Origin of the sequence: Paraglaciecola marina, from assembly GCF_004360155.1 — a bacterium.
Lineage (GTDB): Bacteria > Pseudomonadota > Gammaproteobacteria > Enterobacterales > Alteromonadaceae > Paraglaciecola > Paraglaciecola marina.
In genome coordinates this window covers 1-16,416 of the sequence record NZ_SAIS01000037.1, presented here as the reverse complement: position 1 = coordinate 16,416, position 16,416 = coordinate 1, and the positions used below count along the sequence as shown (strand labels likewise).

Annotated in this window: 11 protein-coding genes; 3 read left to right on the top strand and 8 right to left on the bottom strand. The window is 40.6% G+C overall.

Translation table 11 applies throughout. The features are described from left to right. Positions 1 to 34 precede the first annotated feature (34 nt). Positions 35 to 1,384, bottom strand: coding sequence for an alpha/beta hydrolase family protein (locus EOK74_RS19780; RefSeq protein WP_133471849.1), 1,350 nt, complete (start codon positions 1,382 to 1,384; stop codon positions 35 to 37). A 232-nt stretch (positions 1,385 to 1,616) separates the two neighbouring features. Here EOK74_RS19780 and EOK74_RS19775 point away from each other — a divergent pair, with 232 nt between their 5' ends. Beyond that, on the top strand, positions 1,617 to 2,858 hold the full coding sequence (locus EOK74_RS19775) for a leucine-rich repeat-containing protein kinase family protein (RefSeq protein WP_133471848.1): 1,242 nt from the start codon (positions 1,617 to 1,619) through the stop codon (positions 2,856 to 2,858). Positions 2,859 to 2,867: 9 nt separating this feature from the next. Here the strand turns inward: EOK74_RS19775 and EOK74_RS19770 are convergent, their stop codons facing one another. The 6 genes from EOK74_RS19770 to EOK74_RS19745 form a co-directional block, all read right to left on the bottom strand. Beyond that, positions 2,868 to 4,760, bottom strand: coding sequence for an acyltransferase family protein (locus EOK74_RS19770; protein ID WP_166638807.1), 1,893 nt, complete (start codon positions 4,758 to 4,760; stop codon positions 2,868 to 2,870). A 135-nt stretch (positions 4,761 to 4,895) separates the two neighbouring features. Next, positions 4,896 to 5,504 (bottom strand): hypothetical protein, encoded by a 609-nt coding sequence (locus EOK74_RS19765; RefSeq protein ID WP_133471846.1) that lies wholly within the window; start codon positions 5,502 to 5,504, stop codon positions 4,896 to 4,898. A gap of 128 nt (positions 5,505 to 5,632) precedes the next feature. Then, complete coding sequence (locus EOK74_RS19760; protein WP_133471845.1) at positions 5,633 to 6,589, bottom strand: nucleoside hydrolase; 957 nt, start codon at positions 6,587 to 6,589, stop codon at positions 5,633 to 5,635. After that, positions 6,586 to 7,791 carry an MFS transporter TsgA gene (gene tsgA, locus EOK74_RS19755; RefSeq protein ID WP_133471844.1) on the bottom strand — a complete coding sequence of 402 codons (1,206 nt, stop codon included), beginning with the start codon at positions 7,789 to 7,791 and terminating at the stop codon, positions 6,586 to 6,588. Before tsgA ends, EOK74_RS19760 begins: the two co-directional genes overlap by 4 nt. Before the next feature lie 30 nt (positions 7,792 to 7,821). Beyond that, entirely contained in the window at positions 7,822 to 9,195 is a 1,374-nt protein-coding gene (locus EOK74_RS19750) for an amidohydrolase family protein (RefSeq protein WP_133471843.1), read from the bottom strand. Positions 9,196 to 9,201: 6 nt separating this feature from the next. After that, positions 9,202 to 10,572 carry a nucleobase:cation symporter-2 family protein gene (locus EOK74_RS19745; protein WP_133471842.1) on the bottom strand — a complete coding sequence of 457 codons (1,371 nt, stop codon included), beginning with the start codon at positions 10,570 to 10,572 and terminating at the stop codon, positions 9,202 to 9,204. A 106-nt stretch (positions 10,573 to 10,678) separates the two neighbouring features. Between EOK74_RS19745 and EOK74_RS19740 the strand changes: the two genes are divergently transcribed. Further along, entirely contained in the window at positions 10,679 to 11,578 is a 900-nt protein-coding gene (locus tag EOK74_RS19740) for a LysR family transcriptional regulator (RefSeq protein ID WP_133471841.1), read from the top strand. Positions 11,579 to 11,903: 325 nt separating this feature from the next. Here EOK74_RS19740 and EOK74_RS19735 read toward each other — a convergent pair whose 3' ends face one another. Further along, positions 11,904 to 15,443, bottom strand: a complete 3,540-nt coding sequence (locus EOK74_RS19735) for an FG-GAP repeat domain-containing protein (protein ID WP_133471840.1) — start codon at positions 15,441 to 15,443, stop codon at positions 11,904 to 11,906. Positions 15,444 to 15,681: 238 nt separating this feature from the next. Here EOK74_RS19735 and EOK74_RS19730 point away from each other — a divergent pair. After that, positions 15,682 to 16,416, top strand: a 735-nt coding sequence (locus tag EOK74_RS19730) for a transposase (RefSeq protein WP_133471839.1), incomplete at its 3' end; no start/stop codon positions are given.

The window sequence follows — 16,416 nt, the reverse complement described above, 5'->3', positions numbered from 1 at the left end:
ACGCAGCCGTGAAGCCTATTTATCTGATTTAGGTTTACTCTGCAGCTTTTAAGCTCTCAAACCTCAAACCTTTAGCTGTGTGCTCTTTAAAACCTTTCCAGTAGTTATGCTCTGCTTTGGGTTGAGCCTGCTTGTCCATGGCCCAAATTCCGTCATTAGAGTTAGGTACAAGTTCAAGGTAAGCTTGCATATTGTCATCATCTTTCAGGTATTTTGCTAACCATGCGCTAACAAAGTGTTGGGCAATGTTATTCATGCGTACATTGTCCCAAACTGCATCTATGTAATGTTCACTTACATTAAAGCCTAACCTCTCATCAAAACGGTAAGACTCTTCTGGGGCTGGCATCACTGCACCAGCATTATGATTAGCATGGTCAAAGGTTAACAATGAACGATCACTATTACTCATGCCTTGCCATATGGCTCTCACACCATTCTCGTAACCAGATACGTTATCTTGTGACCCCGCCACTAACAACATGGGCACAGTCGCTGTTTTCAGGGTTTCATTACTGAACATGTAATAGTTCATGCCCCAAGGTGCAAAGGCTATAATCGTTTTTAATCTTGGATCGGCTTTTGGCTTAAGACCTGCTTGATGACGTTTAAGTGTACCAAATGGGGGGCTTTGTGGGCTATTGACCGCTATTTCTGTAACCCCAGCTCCAGCATTAACTACGGCTCCATACCCACCCATTGAATAACCAATTAAGGCTGTGTTGTTGGCATCGACTAAGTCATATAAAAATGAGCTTTTATCTTGTGACATTTCATCAACTTGTGACAATACAAATAGTTGATCAACGGGGCGATTTACTAAGGTTGAAGCAAAAGCGGCTTGAGTGCGGTAAGTTGAATCAGTATGGTCGATAGATACCACTACATAGCCTTTAGATGCGATATTTTCAGCTAAGTGACTCAGTAAGTAACGATTGCCAGGGTAGCCATGGGAGATTAACACTAAAGGATAGGCGCTTTGGGTTGATGCTGGTTTTGCATCTCGTATGGCTTTACCAGTCAATTCAACCTGAGTTTTACCATCGCGAATGAAGGCATTTAGAATATTACTACCCTCACTGCCTTTTTGGGCGGGGTACCAAACTTCTATAGTTAAGGGGCGGTCGTACTTAGGTAACTCTGCAGGTTGAGCTTGAGTGGTATCAATGCTTAACATGTCAACTTGCTCAGGGTTCACCACTTTTAGCGTACGTACCCCGATATCAAATTCTCCATAAGCTGCTAATTTTGGAGCATCAGGACGTTGAGTATCAATGGGGTTTGCGGCTGATACTAAGCTTATATTACTAAAATATAAAACTGCAGATAGTCCTACTAATAATGCCTTGAAGTTTATACTGCGAGTTATTAACTTAAATTTCATATTTTTTCCTAATAAAAAATGGCTTTCATCTAATTACAGCGCTTTTACTGGTGGTTATATTAGACACCTTGTAAATATTTAAAAACACACAAAAACGACAGTGAGTTAAACTCTTCAGACAAAAAGCATAAACCCTAAAAGTTTCAGTTTTCAGAGTATGAACAACTTTCTTTTCTATGGCTTTTTGAGTAGGCTTTTTCACTTTGTTTTAGATTCAAACAGGCGCTTTATTTTGCAAACTCTTTGTGCACTTCGTTCTGGTCATTTAGCTGGTATTTCGGAGCTAGCTTTATCTGAAGATTTAACCGACTTTCCCATGGAAATATTGTCCTTAGCAGATAGTTTAGAGGTGCTAGATTTATCAAATAATCGATTAACCAGTTTGCCTGATGAAATAAAGCAACTAACCAAACTCAGAATACTATTTGCTTCTAATAATCCATTTGAAACCTTGCCGGAAAGTCTTGGTAAGTGTCCAAATCTAGAGATTGTGGGTTTTAAAGCTAATAAGATAAAGCATGTACCTGAAGCGTCGCTTCCTCAAAAGTTGCGTTGGTTAATTTTGACTGATAACAAAATTACCAGATTGCCTCAGTCTTTGGGTGAGCGATGTTTGCTACAAAAATTAATGTTAGCTGGCAATCAATTAGCTGAATTACCGAGCAACCTTTCACAGCTTACCAACCTTGAGTTGGTGCGTATATCTGCCAATAAGCTTACGCAGTGCCCAGAGCAATTATTAGGTTTGCCAAAACTCGCTTGGATAGCTTTTTCTGGCAACCCTTTTAGTCAAGTACAGCATCACACATACTCTGTACCTCAGGTAGCTTTCTCAAGTATTGATGTAAAAAATGTACTGGGCCAAGGTGCATCTGGGGTGATTTCAAAAGCAACGTGGCGAGAGCCTCAATTGGAGCTTATTCAAGATATCGCCGTTAAAGTCTTTAAAGGTGAGTTAACTAGCGATGGCTACCCCGAAGACGAAATGCAAGCGTGTTTAAAAGCAGGGGCTCACCCCAATTTAGTTCAGCCAGTTGCACAGGTCACAGAAGACGATTGTACAGCTTTAGTGATGGCGCTTATTCCTAAGCACTTCCGCAATTTAGGGTTACCACCTAGCTTTGAGTCTTGCACCCGAGATACCTTTGTAGAAGGCGAGAGTTTATCTATTGCTCACATCAGTAAAATAGTGGAACAAATGGAGTCGGTATTCGCGCACCTGCATAGTAAACAAGTTTGTCATGGTGATTTATACGCCCACAATACCTTGGTTGATGATGACGGAAATATGATCTTTGGTGATTTTGGTGCCGCGTCTATGTACCACATGTTAAACAAAAAACAGCAGGCTCAAATCATACAAATAGAACGCAGGGCATTAAGGTGTTTTATTGAAGACCTATTAAGTGTCTGCGTTGCAGAAGATAAAAGTAGCCAGCAATATACTGAGCTGGCGAATAGAATGGTGAAGTAACTGGGTAGCTTATTGTGTCTCTAAAAAGTTCTGCTCTTTAATCGCAGCTGCCATTATGTCAATGCCCCGCTGCGATAAATGTGCGGTATCCCAAACTAGGGGGGTTAAGCCGTCGTTTAGCCGACATAAGTCTTGTTTACAGAATGTTGCGTGCTTGTCGAATATTTTAACGCCTTTTATCTCGCTTAATAACTCGTTGGTTGTACGCGCCTTTTGGTCATTTCCTGCTAGTTTATACACATCTTTAACAACAGATGCTTCAGAAGCTAGGTCTACCACAGTGTTATCTAATGCGAAGCCTGCGTTAACTAAATACAGAGGAATATCACCATAAACTTTATTGTCAATGTCACTGAGAAGTGACTCTATACCGGCATCATCCCCATAAGCAGAGGCAAAGATTATTCCTTTTAAGGCGTGGTTTTTAAGAACAAATTGTTCAATGATTTCACCTAGCATCTCAAAGCATTGCTTGTTTGCTCCAGTTTTACGGCTGTAGGTCGCAGGAACACAGGCACTTTGTAATAACATAGCGAAGTTTGTTTCAGGATAAGCCAACTTTACTGCGTGCAGGAAGTCTCTACCGTGACTATCTCCCAAAATTAGAAAACCACTGTCTTGTAATTTAAATTGAAGGCAGTCTATGGCGCTCTCGACAGTTTGCTTGTTGCCATCTAAAGAGCATAAAAAAGAGGTTTGATAGCTTTCACCGTTATTAGTAAATGCAGGAGTTAAACGAAATTTATAGTGGAGTTCGGCGGTATCTCTATTAACCGTTAATTGTTTAATGTTTTCCACATATTCTAATTTCTGAGCCGAGTCATCTTCAATTTTTGAAAATAATCCTAATGCAGTGATAATCACAACCATATAAAGGGGTTTAAATGTTAGGCACTGGCGTACATTTGTGAATTGCTTTCTAAATTTTAGTTTTTCGATTAGGTTGTAACTTAAGAAGCCCAGTAATATCGATAGTGCTATCCCAAAGTAAATAGCGGCTCCGTTCAGGGCGAAATAAGACAGTGCCACAACAATCGGCCAGTGCCACAGGTATATGGAATATGACCATTTTCCTATTTTTTGAAACAACAGGTTACCGGTTAATAAACTATTACTTCTGTTGGCTTGAATAATGAAAGCAGTGCCAAGCACAGACATAAATATTAAATAGTCAGGCCAATAAGCTAATCCAAATAAGGGGATAAAGGCAGCGATGATTAAGGCCAAGCCAATATACTCTAGGGCTTGCTTGGATTTCTGGCTAATACGCAAGGGGTAGAAGTATACAAGCCCACCGACTAGCATCTCCCAAGCTCTAGTAGGTAATAAATAATAGCTGGCGTTTGGCCATTTATAATTGGCAATAATCGAACCAGATATACACAGTACAGTGGCCATTAAAAATAAGATTTTTAGGCGTAATAAGGTGGTGGCTTTACTGGTAATGACCAAAAACAGCGGAAATAATATATAAAACTGCCACTCAACAGACAGTGACCAAGTATGTAATAGCCACTTACTTTGTGACAAGGCTTCAAAATACCCAGACTCTTGCCAATAAAGTATATTTGATACAAATGTTATGCTGCCTGCAACATGTTTACCTAAGGCTTGGTACTCAGTAGGCGGTAGAAAAATAGCACCTAAAATCAACAGGCTTAAACACAAAGCCGCTAAAGCAGGAATGATTCGATTTGCTCTGGCAACATAAAAATTCAAAATAGAAAAGTTGTTTTGCTCGATCCCTTTAACGATTATTCCAGTCATTAAAAAACCGGAAATGACAAAAAATATATCCACTCCGGCGTAACCACCTGGTACCAGTAAAGGGATAAAATGGAAAATTACTACGGCTAAAACGGCGATAGCTCGTAAACCATTTATATCTTTTCTAAAATGCAATGCTACTGCTCCATTTATTGGCATATGAAATTAAAATTTGCAGGGTGTGTTTCCTTTACGAACTCTAGGTTGTGGTTAAACTTGATTTCTTCTGTTTGAGTATTTTAGAAGGTAACAATGGCGACTATCACTAAATTATTTAAGCCGACTTTTGACTGCTTCAATAATTCGGTTTTCAGTTGCTTTGGCTTCTAAGGTTGAGCGTTTGCTATAGTGCTCGCCAATTTTAAACACTGTTAAACTTAAGGCCGCGCCAACTTCGAAGGCGATGATAAATCTGGGGATGCCACCTTCTACAATAATTTTAGAATCGCCCAATGTTGACATTACCACTATCGAATAATACAAGCTGTTTAGGTAGGTTGAAACAAGATCTTGCGCATACCCAACAAATCCACTGAGAGTGTTTAATTCATAACTTGCTTCAACCTTTATTTCACGTAAACCTGAAATCATCTGCTCTTTCGAATCGATAATTCCAATAAAAAAATAACTTCCCGCGCATAAGATAGCTAAGGTTATAAAAAGATACCGTAACTCTTTAATTGAAGTGTCGCTGTGACTTACCCGTTTAATGACATCAAGCAACAACTTACCTAAGTAAGCAAACAGAAGAAATACCAGTAAAATTAGTAAAAGGATTGCTAAAGCGCTATCTCTGGAATAAGGCAGTGCTAAGCCAACAAAGAAAACGCAAAGGGTGAAGAACAGGTTTTTAGAATAAATTTTGGTTAAATCGTCCATAAATCTCTAGCAATTAAGTATCTTGTAAAGGCCAGTGTAGGCATAAGGTAAGCCATCTTTCCTAATACGTTATTTTTAGCACACTCTTTAACCGCTTGTATAGCCTAAAGAATTTAGAAAAATGAATGTTATTTATATAGCGTCTTAAAATACAAATCTAATAACCCTTGGCTATCAACATCAGTACATACTTGTTGTTTAGGCTTATTATGCCAGTCATCAACTGGAAACACTTTATCAGCGGTTTTGCACAGTGTCATACCAATGGCTGGGCCTTCGCAAATTACTCGTATTGGCCCTTGTTTTACCTTAAATAACTCAGGGGCTAACAAGTAAGCTACTGCGGAAGAGTCGTGTACATAAAACCCATCTAACCCCGCGCTTTCTTTGTGAAAGTCACTGTAAAAGTGACTGATTTGATAGATAAATTCACCATAAGTAGCTGACTCATCTCTAAGCTTTTCTATGTAAGCATTACTCATAATACTTTGTTGGGTAACATCTAACCCCACGACCGTAACTGGCCAAGGTTGTGTAAACACAATGTCAGCAGCATGTGGGTCGCCTATAATGTTGGCCTCTGCATAAGGGCTAACATTACCTGTATGGCCGTTATGGCCAAAAGCGCCGCCCATAACCACCACTTCTTTTACTAAGGCCGCAATGTCTGGGGCTTTTTGCAGAGCCAAGGCGAGATTGGTTAAGCGCCCTACTGCGATAAGTGTTATCTCATTGGGGTACTCGCGTACTGTGTCGATAATAAAATCACAGGCGCAGCGTGAATCGGTTTCAAGGGGAATGGTGTCAGGTAAATCAATATCCCCCAGCCCATTTTGCCCATGTACAAAAGTGGTGGGTTCTCCAGCGGCTATGTTTAAAGGGGTGTTAGCGCCTGTACATACGGTTGCTGACATACTAAAGCGCTGTTTCAGGTACAAGGCATTGCGTGTCGCGTTTTCTATGGTGGCGTTGCCAAATACCGTGGTGATCCCTAGTAGCTCAATTTTACTGCTCGCCTCTGCAAACAGAATTGCCATGGCATCGTCTATGCCCGGATCAGTATCAAAAATAACTTTTGTATTCATACGCTTGTCTCTTGGTTTGCTTCAATGGTTTTCGCCTTTTTCTCAAGTAATAAACAGGTCGAAATCAAAATCGCCACAAGCACAAAGCCTATGACTGTCATTAACATCGCGCTGCTGACGCCAAAGTTCGATACTACTAGTGCAGATAAGGCTGGCGCTAACGTACTGCCTACCGTCGCCGAGCATAGTAAAAAGGTGACTAAAATAGGCGGCGCATTTTTTATTTGTTGTGAGCCCACCGAGATCCCCAACTTGAAAATACACGAGGTCATAAAGCCTAAGCCTAGTGTTATGGTTAAAAACCAGTGGGGATCATCTGTTGTATAAAGCAATGTAGATAACACTATGGCGACGACAATCACTCCTAGTAATAAGGGACGCGTGGGTACCTTCATCACCAGTAGCGTAACCGTAAGTAGCCCAAATATAGAAGGCCCCCAATAGTTGCCAACCGCCGCTGCGGCTTGATTGGCATCAAGGTTAAGGGCTTGCTGTAAGTAATTAGGCGCCCAAGTTAAAAAGGTAGTTTGAGTGGTTAAATAGCAGCATAGAGCAGCGGCTACAATAAATACTCTTGGTGTCCAAATACTTAGACTCGGCTCGGCTTTGGGGACTTGTTCTTGGTTGATATGTGAAGGGTGGGTATCAGGAAATGTCAAAGTGAAGCAAGCCACTAAAATAAGCAGGGCAATGGCACCTACTGCTGCATAGCTGAGTGTCCACAACTGATTAGTTGATAATAGTACAACGGCCAATGAAGGGAATATAAACCCCGCCAAACTAAAAGAGCAATCTGTTGCTAAAAACGCTGAAGCACGCTTTTGCTCGTTGTATAAATTGGCAATGAGTACAGCACCACCTGCAAGGCCAACACCGCAACCTATACCCAGTGTAAATAAGTAAACAGAAACCAACCACTGTAACCGGATATCTAAGGCCACCATCACAATCAGTAGCGTGATAAAAATTAGGTAATTGACTTGAAATATGAGTCTGGTAGAAAAACGCCCATACACCAACATAGCAATAAAAGTACCGGCAAATGCTCCGCCCGTTAACAGTGAAAACATAGACGCAGCATGGGTAATGCTGATGTTGAGGTAATCAGCAACAGGAGATATTAATACGCCTATTTGCGTCAATAGACCTGCCATCACCATGTAAGTCATAAAGGCGACTATGGTTAAAAGTGCTTTGTTCATCCCCGTTTATCCCAATGTTATTATTTTTATTTAGCTGGTTAGTGCGCGTTTTGTCGCGCCATTTGAACTATCTAACCATGCTTGGCGACGCTTAAACAAAGCAGGAGCAGCTTGGTTAACTTGCTCTATGAGGTGCTGTATATCATGTTCTAGTAAGCGACCGTTTTCTACCAATATTTTACCTGCCACCATAGTCATATCCACATCTTGGCCTTGTACTGCATGGACTAAGTTGTAATGAATATTCATCAAAGGGCCAGAGTCGATAAGGGGTGTCATTCGTGGGGTGTCGCAGCGAACTGCTATCATATCTGCAGATTTACCTACCTCAAGTGAGCCTGTGATATTGTCTAAGCCTAGGGCTTTTGCACCATCAATAGTGGCCATACGGCATATATCCCACGCATCAAGAGCTGCAGCATCTAAGCTTGAAAATTTGGCCAGTAATGATGATGTTTTCATTTCTTCAAACATGTCTAGGTTGTTGTTTTCTTTTTCGCCGTCTGTGCCTAAACCAACAGCCACACCCGCTTTTAACATTTTCACAATTGGCGCAGCGCCTGACGCTAGTTTCATATTGCTAATGGGGTTATGGGCGACACCAATTTTGCGCTCTGCCATTAATGCAATTTCGTTATCATCTGCCCAAACACAATGGGCTAAAAGGGTTTTGGGTGCGTTCAACAAACCAAATTTATCAAGGGCTTGAATAGGTCTTATTTGATAGCGTTCAAGGGTTTGTTCTACGTCAAACTTACTTTCGTTACTGTGAGTATGAAAGCCCACTTGGTAGTCTTGGCACATATCGGCGATACGTTTTAAGGCTGGTGGAACAGCGTAAAACAAATGTTCAAGGCCTACCCAAACTTGAATACGGCCATTTGCTTCTTGATGCCAGTTATTAATGAGTGCTTCGTTGCTGTCTAGAGTTTCGAAATAATCGTGATCTGGGTGCTCGGCAACATAAGGCACTAAGCAAGCTCGAATGCCTAACTGCTTAGCTGCATCTGCACTGCCTTCCATGTAACGCCACATATCAACTATACATGTTGTGCCAGAAAGCAGGGCCTCTGCATAGCATAACCATGACGATAAACTCGCTTCTTTGGGGTTCAATACCTTATGCATAGGATCAATAAATTGCTGCAGCCAATCCCACACTGGCAAGCCTTCAGCCGTGCCCCGTAGCATACCCGAGTGGCAGTGAGTATTGATTAATCCTGGCATCAAAATACGCTTAGAATACGCCTTAACTGCCACGTTTGGGTGTTGGGCAATTAATTCGCTGGCGGCACCTAATTGCTTGATAGTGCCTTGTTCTACCAACACTGCGCCATCTTTAATTATGGTGTTTTTACTGTCCATAGTGACTAGGTAGTCTGCTTGATAAAGTGTGGCTGTCATATTGAATTAACCTTTGTTGTTTTCTTCAGCGTGGGGCTGGTTAAAAATGGCGTTTAGCAAAATGGCGGTGCATACACTTAATATGATGCCGCTATCGGTAAAAATGGCACTCCAGTGGGGTAAATGTTGAAAATAACTTGGGGCGATCATAGGAATTAAGCCTATGCCCAAACTGGCAGACACCACCAATAAATTAGAGCGGGACTCTGTAAACTCTACCTGACTCAAAATGCGTACTCCCATCAAGGCAACGGTACCAAACATCACCATAGCCGCTGCGCCTAAGGCGTACTGGGGAATAGAGGCAATAATAAACGCCATTTTAGGTAGGCAGCCAAGGGCAATTAAAATAAATGCACCAGCAGCAGCAACGTAGCGACTTTTGACGCCACTTATGGTGACTAACCCTATGTTCTGCGAAAAAGAAGTGTAAGGAAACGCATTAAACAAGCCCCCTAATAAGGTTCCTAGCCCATCGGATCGTAAGCCTCTAATTAATTGTTTTTGGTCTACTTCTTTATCAACTAACTTACCCAAGGCTAAAAACATACCAGTAGATTCAACCATAGTAACCATCATCACTAATGACATAGAACAAATAGCCAAAAAATCGAAGGTGGGCATGCCCAAACTTAAAGGCTTGATAACAGCAACCCAAGGCTCATTACTTATGCCTTCAAGAGAGATATCCCCTAATAACCAAGCGGCCGCAAAGCCAGCAAGCATGGCAACCAGTACAGACACATTACTTAAAAAGCCTTTGGCAAATCGGTTAATGAGTAAAATTAAGCCAAGTTGCATTAAGCTAATTAGTAAATAAACAGGCTTACCAAAATCTGGGTTAGCTGAACCATCGGCTAAGGTAGGGCTGCCACCTGCAGACCATTCAATACCTACTTTCATTAAGCTAATACCGATTACTAATAACACTGAGCCTGTTACTACAGGAGGGAAGAACCTCATTAAACGGCCCATAACAGGCGCAAAGAGTATGCCTAATATACCTGAAACAATAATGGCGCCGTAAATGCCTGGCAGGCCTAGTTCGGGGTTCACACCTATGGCAATCATCGGGGCGATAGACGTAAAGGTTACCCCCATCATTATGGGTAACTTAATACCAAAGTAACGATTGCCAAAACACTGTACTAAGGTGGCAAGCCCTGCTGCGAATAGATCAGCGTTGATGATGAGTGACAAGGTTTCTTTAGGCAGATTAAGCGCTGCCCCTAAAATTAAAGGCACTATGATGCAAGCTGAATACATCACCAATACATGTTGTAACCCTAATAATAAGGTTGGGGCGATAGGCAGGGTTTGATCCACTGGGTGGATGTTGCTCTGTGTGTGGTTTGCCTGTGACTTAATAAATGCCATCTCTTACAACCTCAAAACAAAATGTTAGCAATACATTCAATTTACTCTGCTGGGCAGAGTGTGCAAAATAGAAAGTATTAATATTTTTAATACTTCTGTGGTGATTATGCGTTTATCTATTGAGCAATTAACAGCATTTTGTGCAGTAGCCAACGAAAAATCCTTTTCGGCAGCCGCCCGAAAATTAGGTAAGTCGCAGTCGGCTTTAAGCATTTCGGTGGCAAATTTAGAGATTGATTTTGGGGTAAGCTTGTTTGACCGCAGTAGTCGTTACCCCGTTTTGACTAAGCATGGTGAGTCATTGCTGCGAGACGCTGAAGCCATATTGCATCAATGCTCTTCAATGGAAAACCGTGCAAACAGCTTAGCCGCAGAGCTTGAAAGCCAAGTCACTATTGCCATTGATGAAACCATTCCGTTTCAATTGTTAAATCACAATTTAACCGGATTTGCTGACAGTTTTGCCCCAGTAGATTTAAATATATTGCACCCTTCATCACAATACATTCAGCAGATGATAGAGCAAGGAGAAGCGTCTTTAGGCATTATGTGTGCAGGCACTCACTATCCTAAAGATATACACTTTAAAAGATTAGGTAATATTATTTTTGCTAATGTGGTTCACAAAGACCACCCTTTAGCCAAGTTGCCACAGGTTAATTTTGAGCAACTTAATCAACACCGGCAATTGGTTTACTCGCCTTTGTTAGAAAAACTGCCCACCAGTGAATACTTAAGTGCCACCAATCAGTGGAAAATGTCGAGTTATCTAACCCTAATGAATACCCTGTGTACGGGCATGGGATGGGCAACCGTACCTAAGCAATTGATGCTAGATTTACAGTTACAAGACCAATTATGTGAATTGCAGCTTACCTCTTACCCTCACACAGAATGGGAAGTGGGCGTAGATTTAATCTGGTCGTCAAGCGAGCGTTTAGGAAAAGCGGGCAGCTGGCTAAGAGATGCATTTGGGGTGACGCCGATAAAGCAAGTGTCACTTTAACGCTCATCTGCATTTGCAATTTGCCATCACCAAGTACATGGTAATAACTTATGTGCATGGCCTGTTTTTAAACCAATAAAGGATGTAAATGATTGCAGTAAATCGTCAAAATAAATGGGCGCAAATCATATCGAGGCATTACTGTTACTCATCACCGCACAAGCATACACATCGATGGAGACACAGAAAGTTTACTCTGCCTCCAGATATTTCGTTTTGGTGAACTCTCTTCTCATATTTAAAAAGGCGAGAAACTGCTAGGTCGATTTCGTGGCCTGCTTGCAATAATGGTTAAAACATTTAGCCGTTTAGCGAAATTCTGCACTTAATCAGCTAGATAAAAAAAGTCAGTAGTAGATAATGTAATTTGCTGTCCAGTATTTCCATTTGAACATTTCATATCATTAGCCATATTATAGCGCCCGGGCAATTTTCGAGAAGACCAAACAATCTCATTTGACTGAATATCTAAAGCGATTACTTTGTATTGTCGTGAGTTATTGTCTATATCTCCACTCTCAACATCAATTTCACTCGTGTGAACATAGGCAACTGTTGAACCATTATCGAGGGTGTTCATGCAGCTTTGCATCCCAGAATAGCCTATTGCAATATCTGCTGGTAAAGCTGTTTGCTCTATAGAAAAAGTTTTGTCTGTTAAGTTAAATGTGGCTTTTTCAAATAAACTAGACGTTGGATTAGATTGCATTAAAACTAAGTATTGCTCATCTTCCATTTTGATAGGCTCAAAAATACTGTTATCTTCGCCATCGAAACCACTGGGTAATTCATATGTTCCATCAAAAACAAAACTATCATCTTCGGCTTTCACTAGCACAAGTTTATCTTCTAATAAAAACGCAAGATGATAAATCTCATTAAATGTAAAAAAACGCCAATAAGAAATATCATTAAAACTCCAGCTATAGCTATCATCTGTGGGGAATTCTACTTCGGCAACTATATCTAAATCAGGAAGCGACCAAAATACCAACGTTTGATATTCGCTAGTCACCAGCACTTGCTGCCCGTTGTTTTCAAAGATCCCTACTATGTCGCTTAGTCTTGAACGAGAGGGACTTGATTGAACCTCATTGCCCTGAATATCAAATCCATAAATGACAGAGCTATTTGGATAATGCTGCGTATCTATGTCCCACCCTAGAAGCACATCATCTATTAATGTCGAAGTCCCATAACTTACATAACTATCTCTCAGAACAGCGCCTATTCGTCCCACTTGACTGGACACGCTTAGTTCATCATCAATTGAAACAACTCCACGTGCTGCACCAACAGTAAATGAATCATCGCTAGACGCTAGTATTCTATCAAACACGCCTAAGTCTGAATCGGAAGCAAAATCATAGGGTAAGTCATAGATATCCTCCCCAAATGGAATAATAGATATATAGTCTTTAGCAAGATCATCCCCTCCATCAACCGTATGTGCCTTTGAACATTCGAGTAGAATTGTAGTGTCTTCAATATTTTCAAATGATTGAGATAAACGACAAGAAGAATAGGTGTAGTTGTCATTGGACGGAGAATATAGATTCGGATCGGTTATATTCATTTCAGCATCAACAAGGTAAATACCTTGCTCATTTTTACTATAACGAGTGATTAAGGTGCCTGAATTAGACGTGATGTAAAGCTCAGAAAAATCAGGGAGTGAGGAAAGCGACATAGTTGTATCCGGATCTTGGTGCTCATGTACACTCTGTTTTAATTGAAGCTGACCATTTTCAAAATCGTAAACCTCAACACCAGTCGAAACCAAGGCTAATAACAACTCAACTTTGTTGTCGCCATCTATGTCATACCAAAAAGCTTGGTCAAAATAGCTAAGGTTGACACCCTCTATATCAGCAATGAACTCAAAAGTATTTTTGTTGAAAATGTCACTACCAATCAACAGCTCACTAACACCATCACCATCCACATCGCTAAGCGATATTGACGTGTAAGCACTACTGAATGCTAAATTAAATGAATGGAGACGCTCTCCAGAAGTGGCATTTCTAACATATTTGTCAGTAACTAACTCGCGTACTCCATCATCATCCAAATCAACCAAAATTGCGGTCCATTCTCTTGAAGTAAAGGCCTCATCTATAAATAAAAGTGATGCGGTATCACTCGATGGATCATAACTATAAAATTCCCCATTAACTGATTTTGCAATTAATACCTTGTCGGTTTCGTCATAAGTAGCAAACTCCCAACTTTCGACCGTTCCTAGGTAAGTAAATAATAATTGAGGTATAGAGCCGCTGAAGTCCCAAGCCTCAATTACTCCGGGATAAAGCAATAATAAGTCTTTTACATTATCTGCATTCACATCCTGCCAAGACTGGCTGCTTGAATACCCTGTTAAAAATATACTTGGCTTAGTCTTGGTATCGGTAACTAATGACTGCTGTCTAGCAACAACAACATGATCCGAGTTAGTCACTGTCACTCCAAAATTTACAGCGGTATCTGTGCCGAAATCTGGAATGTTTCCATCCCATATCAATCCGATTTCAGGCTCATAAGTCATAGAAGCAGGACCATGATTCTGCTCAATTTCAAAAGGCCCGTCGTCTGCAGGGTTATCTATAACAAGGTCAAATTCAACTGGCGTGCCTATTGTCATATTGTCAGTGCTTCCAACAATAGTGACATTGGCAGGATCCTTCCGCACATAAAAACTAAACGTCAGCTCATCTGATTCGAGTTGTCCATCTGAAACCACGACAGATAACTGATAGGTACCAGCGGTATTCGAAACGAGGGTTGCAATATCCCTAATTAATCCATTCAACTGAAAGTCAGCACCATCAGGGGAGTCTAATACTGACCAATTAAACGAGATCAAATCATAATCGTCATCGAAGCTTGCTGAAGCATCTAACGCTATATTCGTATTCTTATCGAGTAAATCCCCAAGCTCGGCTAAACGAATGTTTGGGGCTTGATTACTAGAGCTTTCAAATTCTTTTTGAATAAAAAAACTATATGGTATTTCAGCTGAAACCGCATAAAGACTTTCTGCCTGTTCTAGAGCCAAACTAATAGTTGATGCAGATGTTACAGAAATGAGTAAGTCTGCATCACCACTCGCCTTTATTGCTAAAGTATTGTCTTCTGGCTCAGAGAATATGTCAGGACTTGTAATAGTTGTTAAATCTAGATAACCGAAGGTAGAAATATAAAGCCTTCCATCCACTGCATAAGTAATATCGGATTCACTTGCAGAAAAGCGGGATGTAAATTCGTGAAGATAATAAGATTCATCAGTATTGGTTTCAGTAATCAGTAGATTTAATGAAGATTCGAAGCTGCTACTAAAATCTAAGACTACATCACCTTTTAGAACGTGTTCTGTGCCATGAAGGCTACTACTTACAGATAGGCTTTCGAACTCTAAAGTACCTAAAGACAACTCATCAAACTCATCAAGCTCGTCGATAGTTAATTTACCATCGCCATTAATTATATAGGGACCCGTTAAGCAATCGGTGTAACTCACGTCGGCCGTGTTATTGGATATAGCGACTAACTCTAATGAACCTGATTCGCAATCATCATAAATATAGTCGTCATAATTTGAAACTAAAGCATCAAATCTTAATTTTTTTAACTCGTCACCGAATACCAGAACACTAACAACATCAGTAATTAAAGTTACATGATAGGCGACAGAATGGGAGTTTTGCGCTGTGACAGAAGCCTTTGTAGAAATGCCCTTATATTCAGAAAATAACTTCTCAGATATTGGTTGCAATGAATCACTTGGGTTACTAGTTGAAGAGCTACTTCCTCCACCACAAGCCGTGATTAAAAATAACACTAGTAGCAAAAATAAATTGGCATACATTATAAATTAGCTTCTTGAACTCTGATCCCATAAAGCTTGATACTAACTCATCAATAATGCCAAATCACTTTGATTTTCAATTCCCTGCTCATTAATCCTGCTGCCAAAAGATTAGGCATAAAAAAAGACTAGCTTTGATCAAATGAAATACTTATCTAGACACCCACTCTAAAAATTAGCAATATTTAAGTTTTGTTCTAGGCTTTATTGTATTCATTGAAGCCAAGGATGGTCTGTTATGCCCCAGTCTCGTAAATCTCAAATTTCACTTATTGATACCCCTTATTACCATTGTGTGTCTCGCTGTGTTCGCCGTTCGTTTTTGTGTGGTGAAGATAAGGTGACAGGTCAAAATTACGAACATAGGCGTGGCTGGGTGGAAGATAGGTTGTTGTTTCTAGGGTCTGTATTTTCTATCGATATATGCGCCTATGCTGTGATGAGTAACCACACTCATGTGGTGCTGTGTGTTGACAAAGAGCAAGCGGATAGTTGGTCTATGGGTGAGGTATTAGAACGTTGGCACCGGTTGTACCAAGGCACGCTATTAAGTCAAAAGTACTTAAGAGAGGATAAGCTCACTAAAAGTGAGTTATTTACCTTAAAAGAAACCACTGAAATTTATAGAAAGCGTTTATACAACATCAGTTGGCTAATGCGTAACCTCAATGAACATATAGCTCGTGAAGCCAACAAAGAAGATAACTGTACCGGCAGGTTCTGGGAAGGACGGTTCAAATCTCAAGCATTATTAGATGAAAGTGCAGTGCTGGCTTGTATGGCCTATGTCGACTTAAACCCTATCAGGGCCAAGATGGAAGTGACACCCGAAACCTCCAACCACACCAGCATTCAAAATAGAATACGTGCTCTTATCAAAGGCGAACAACCTAAAAAACTCATGAAGTTTGTGGGTAACCACAGACAAAACATGCCCAAAGGCATTGCTTACAGCTTAATAGATTACTGTGAA

Excerpts from the sequence above, each read along its gene's own strand:
- EOK74_RS19780 (WP_133471849.1), bottom strand. The coding sequence starts at position 1,384 with ATGAAATTTAAGTTAATAACTCGCAGTATAAACTTCAAGGCATTATTA.
- EOK74_RS19765 (WP_133471846.1), bottom strand. The coding sequence starts at position 5,504 with ATGGACGATTTAACCAAAATTTATTCTAAAAACCTGTTCTTCACCCTT.
- EOK74_RS19760 (WP_133471845.1), bottom strand. The coding sequence starts at position 6,589 with ATGAATACAAAAGTTATTTTTGATACTGATCCGGGCATAGACGATGCC.
- tsgA (WP_133471844.1), bottom strand. The coding sequence starts at position 7,791 with ATGAACAAAGCACTTTTAACCATAGTCGCCTTTATGACTTACATGGTG.
- EOK74_RS19750 (WP_133471843.1), bottom strand. The coding sequence starts at position 9,195 with ATGACAGCCACACTTTATCAAGCAGACTACCTAGTCACTATGGACAGT.
- EOK74_RS19745 (WP_133471842.1), bottom strand. The coding sequence starts at position 10,572 with ATGGCATTTATTAAGTCACAGGCAAACCACACACAGAGCAACATCCAC.
- EOK74_RS19740 (WP_133471841.1), top strand. The coding sequence starts at position 10,679 with ATGCGTTTATCTATTGAGCAATTAACAGCATTTTGTGCAGTAGCCAAC.
- EOK74_RS19735 (WP_133471840.1), bottom strand. The coding sequence starts at position 15,443 with ATGTATGCCAATTTATTTTTGCTACTAGTGTTATTTTTAATCACGGCT.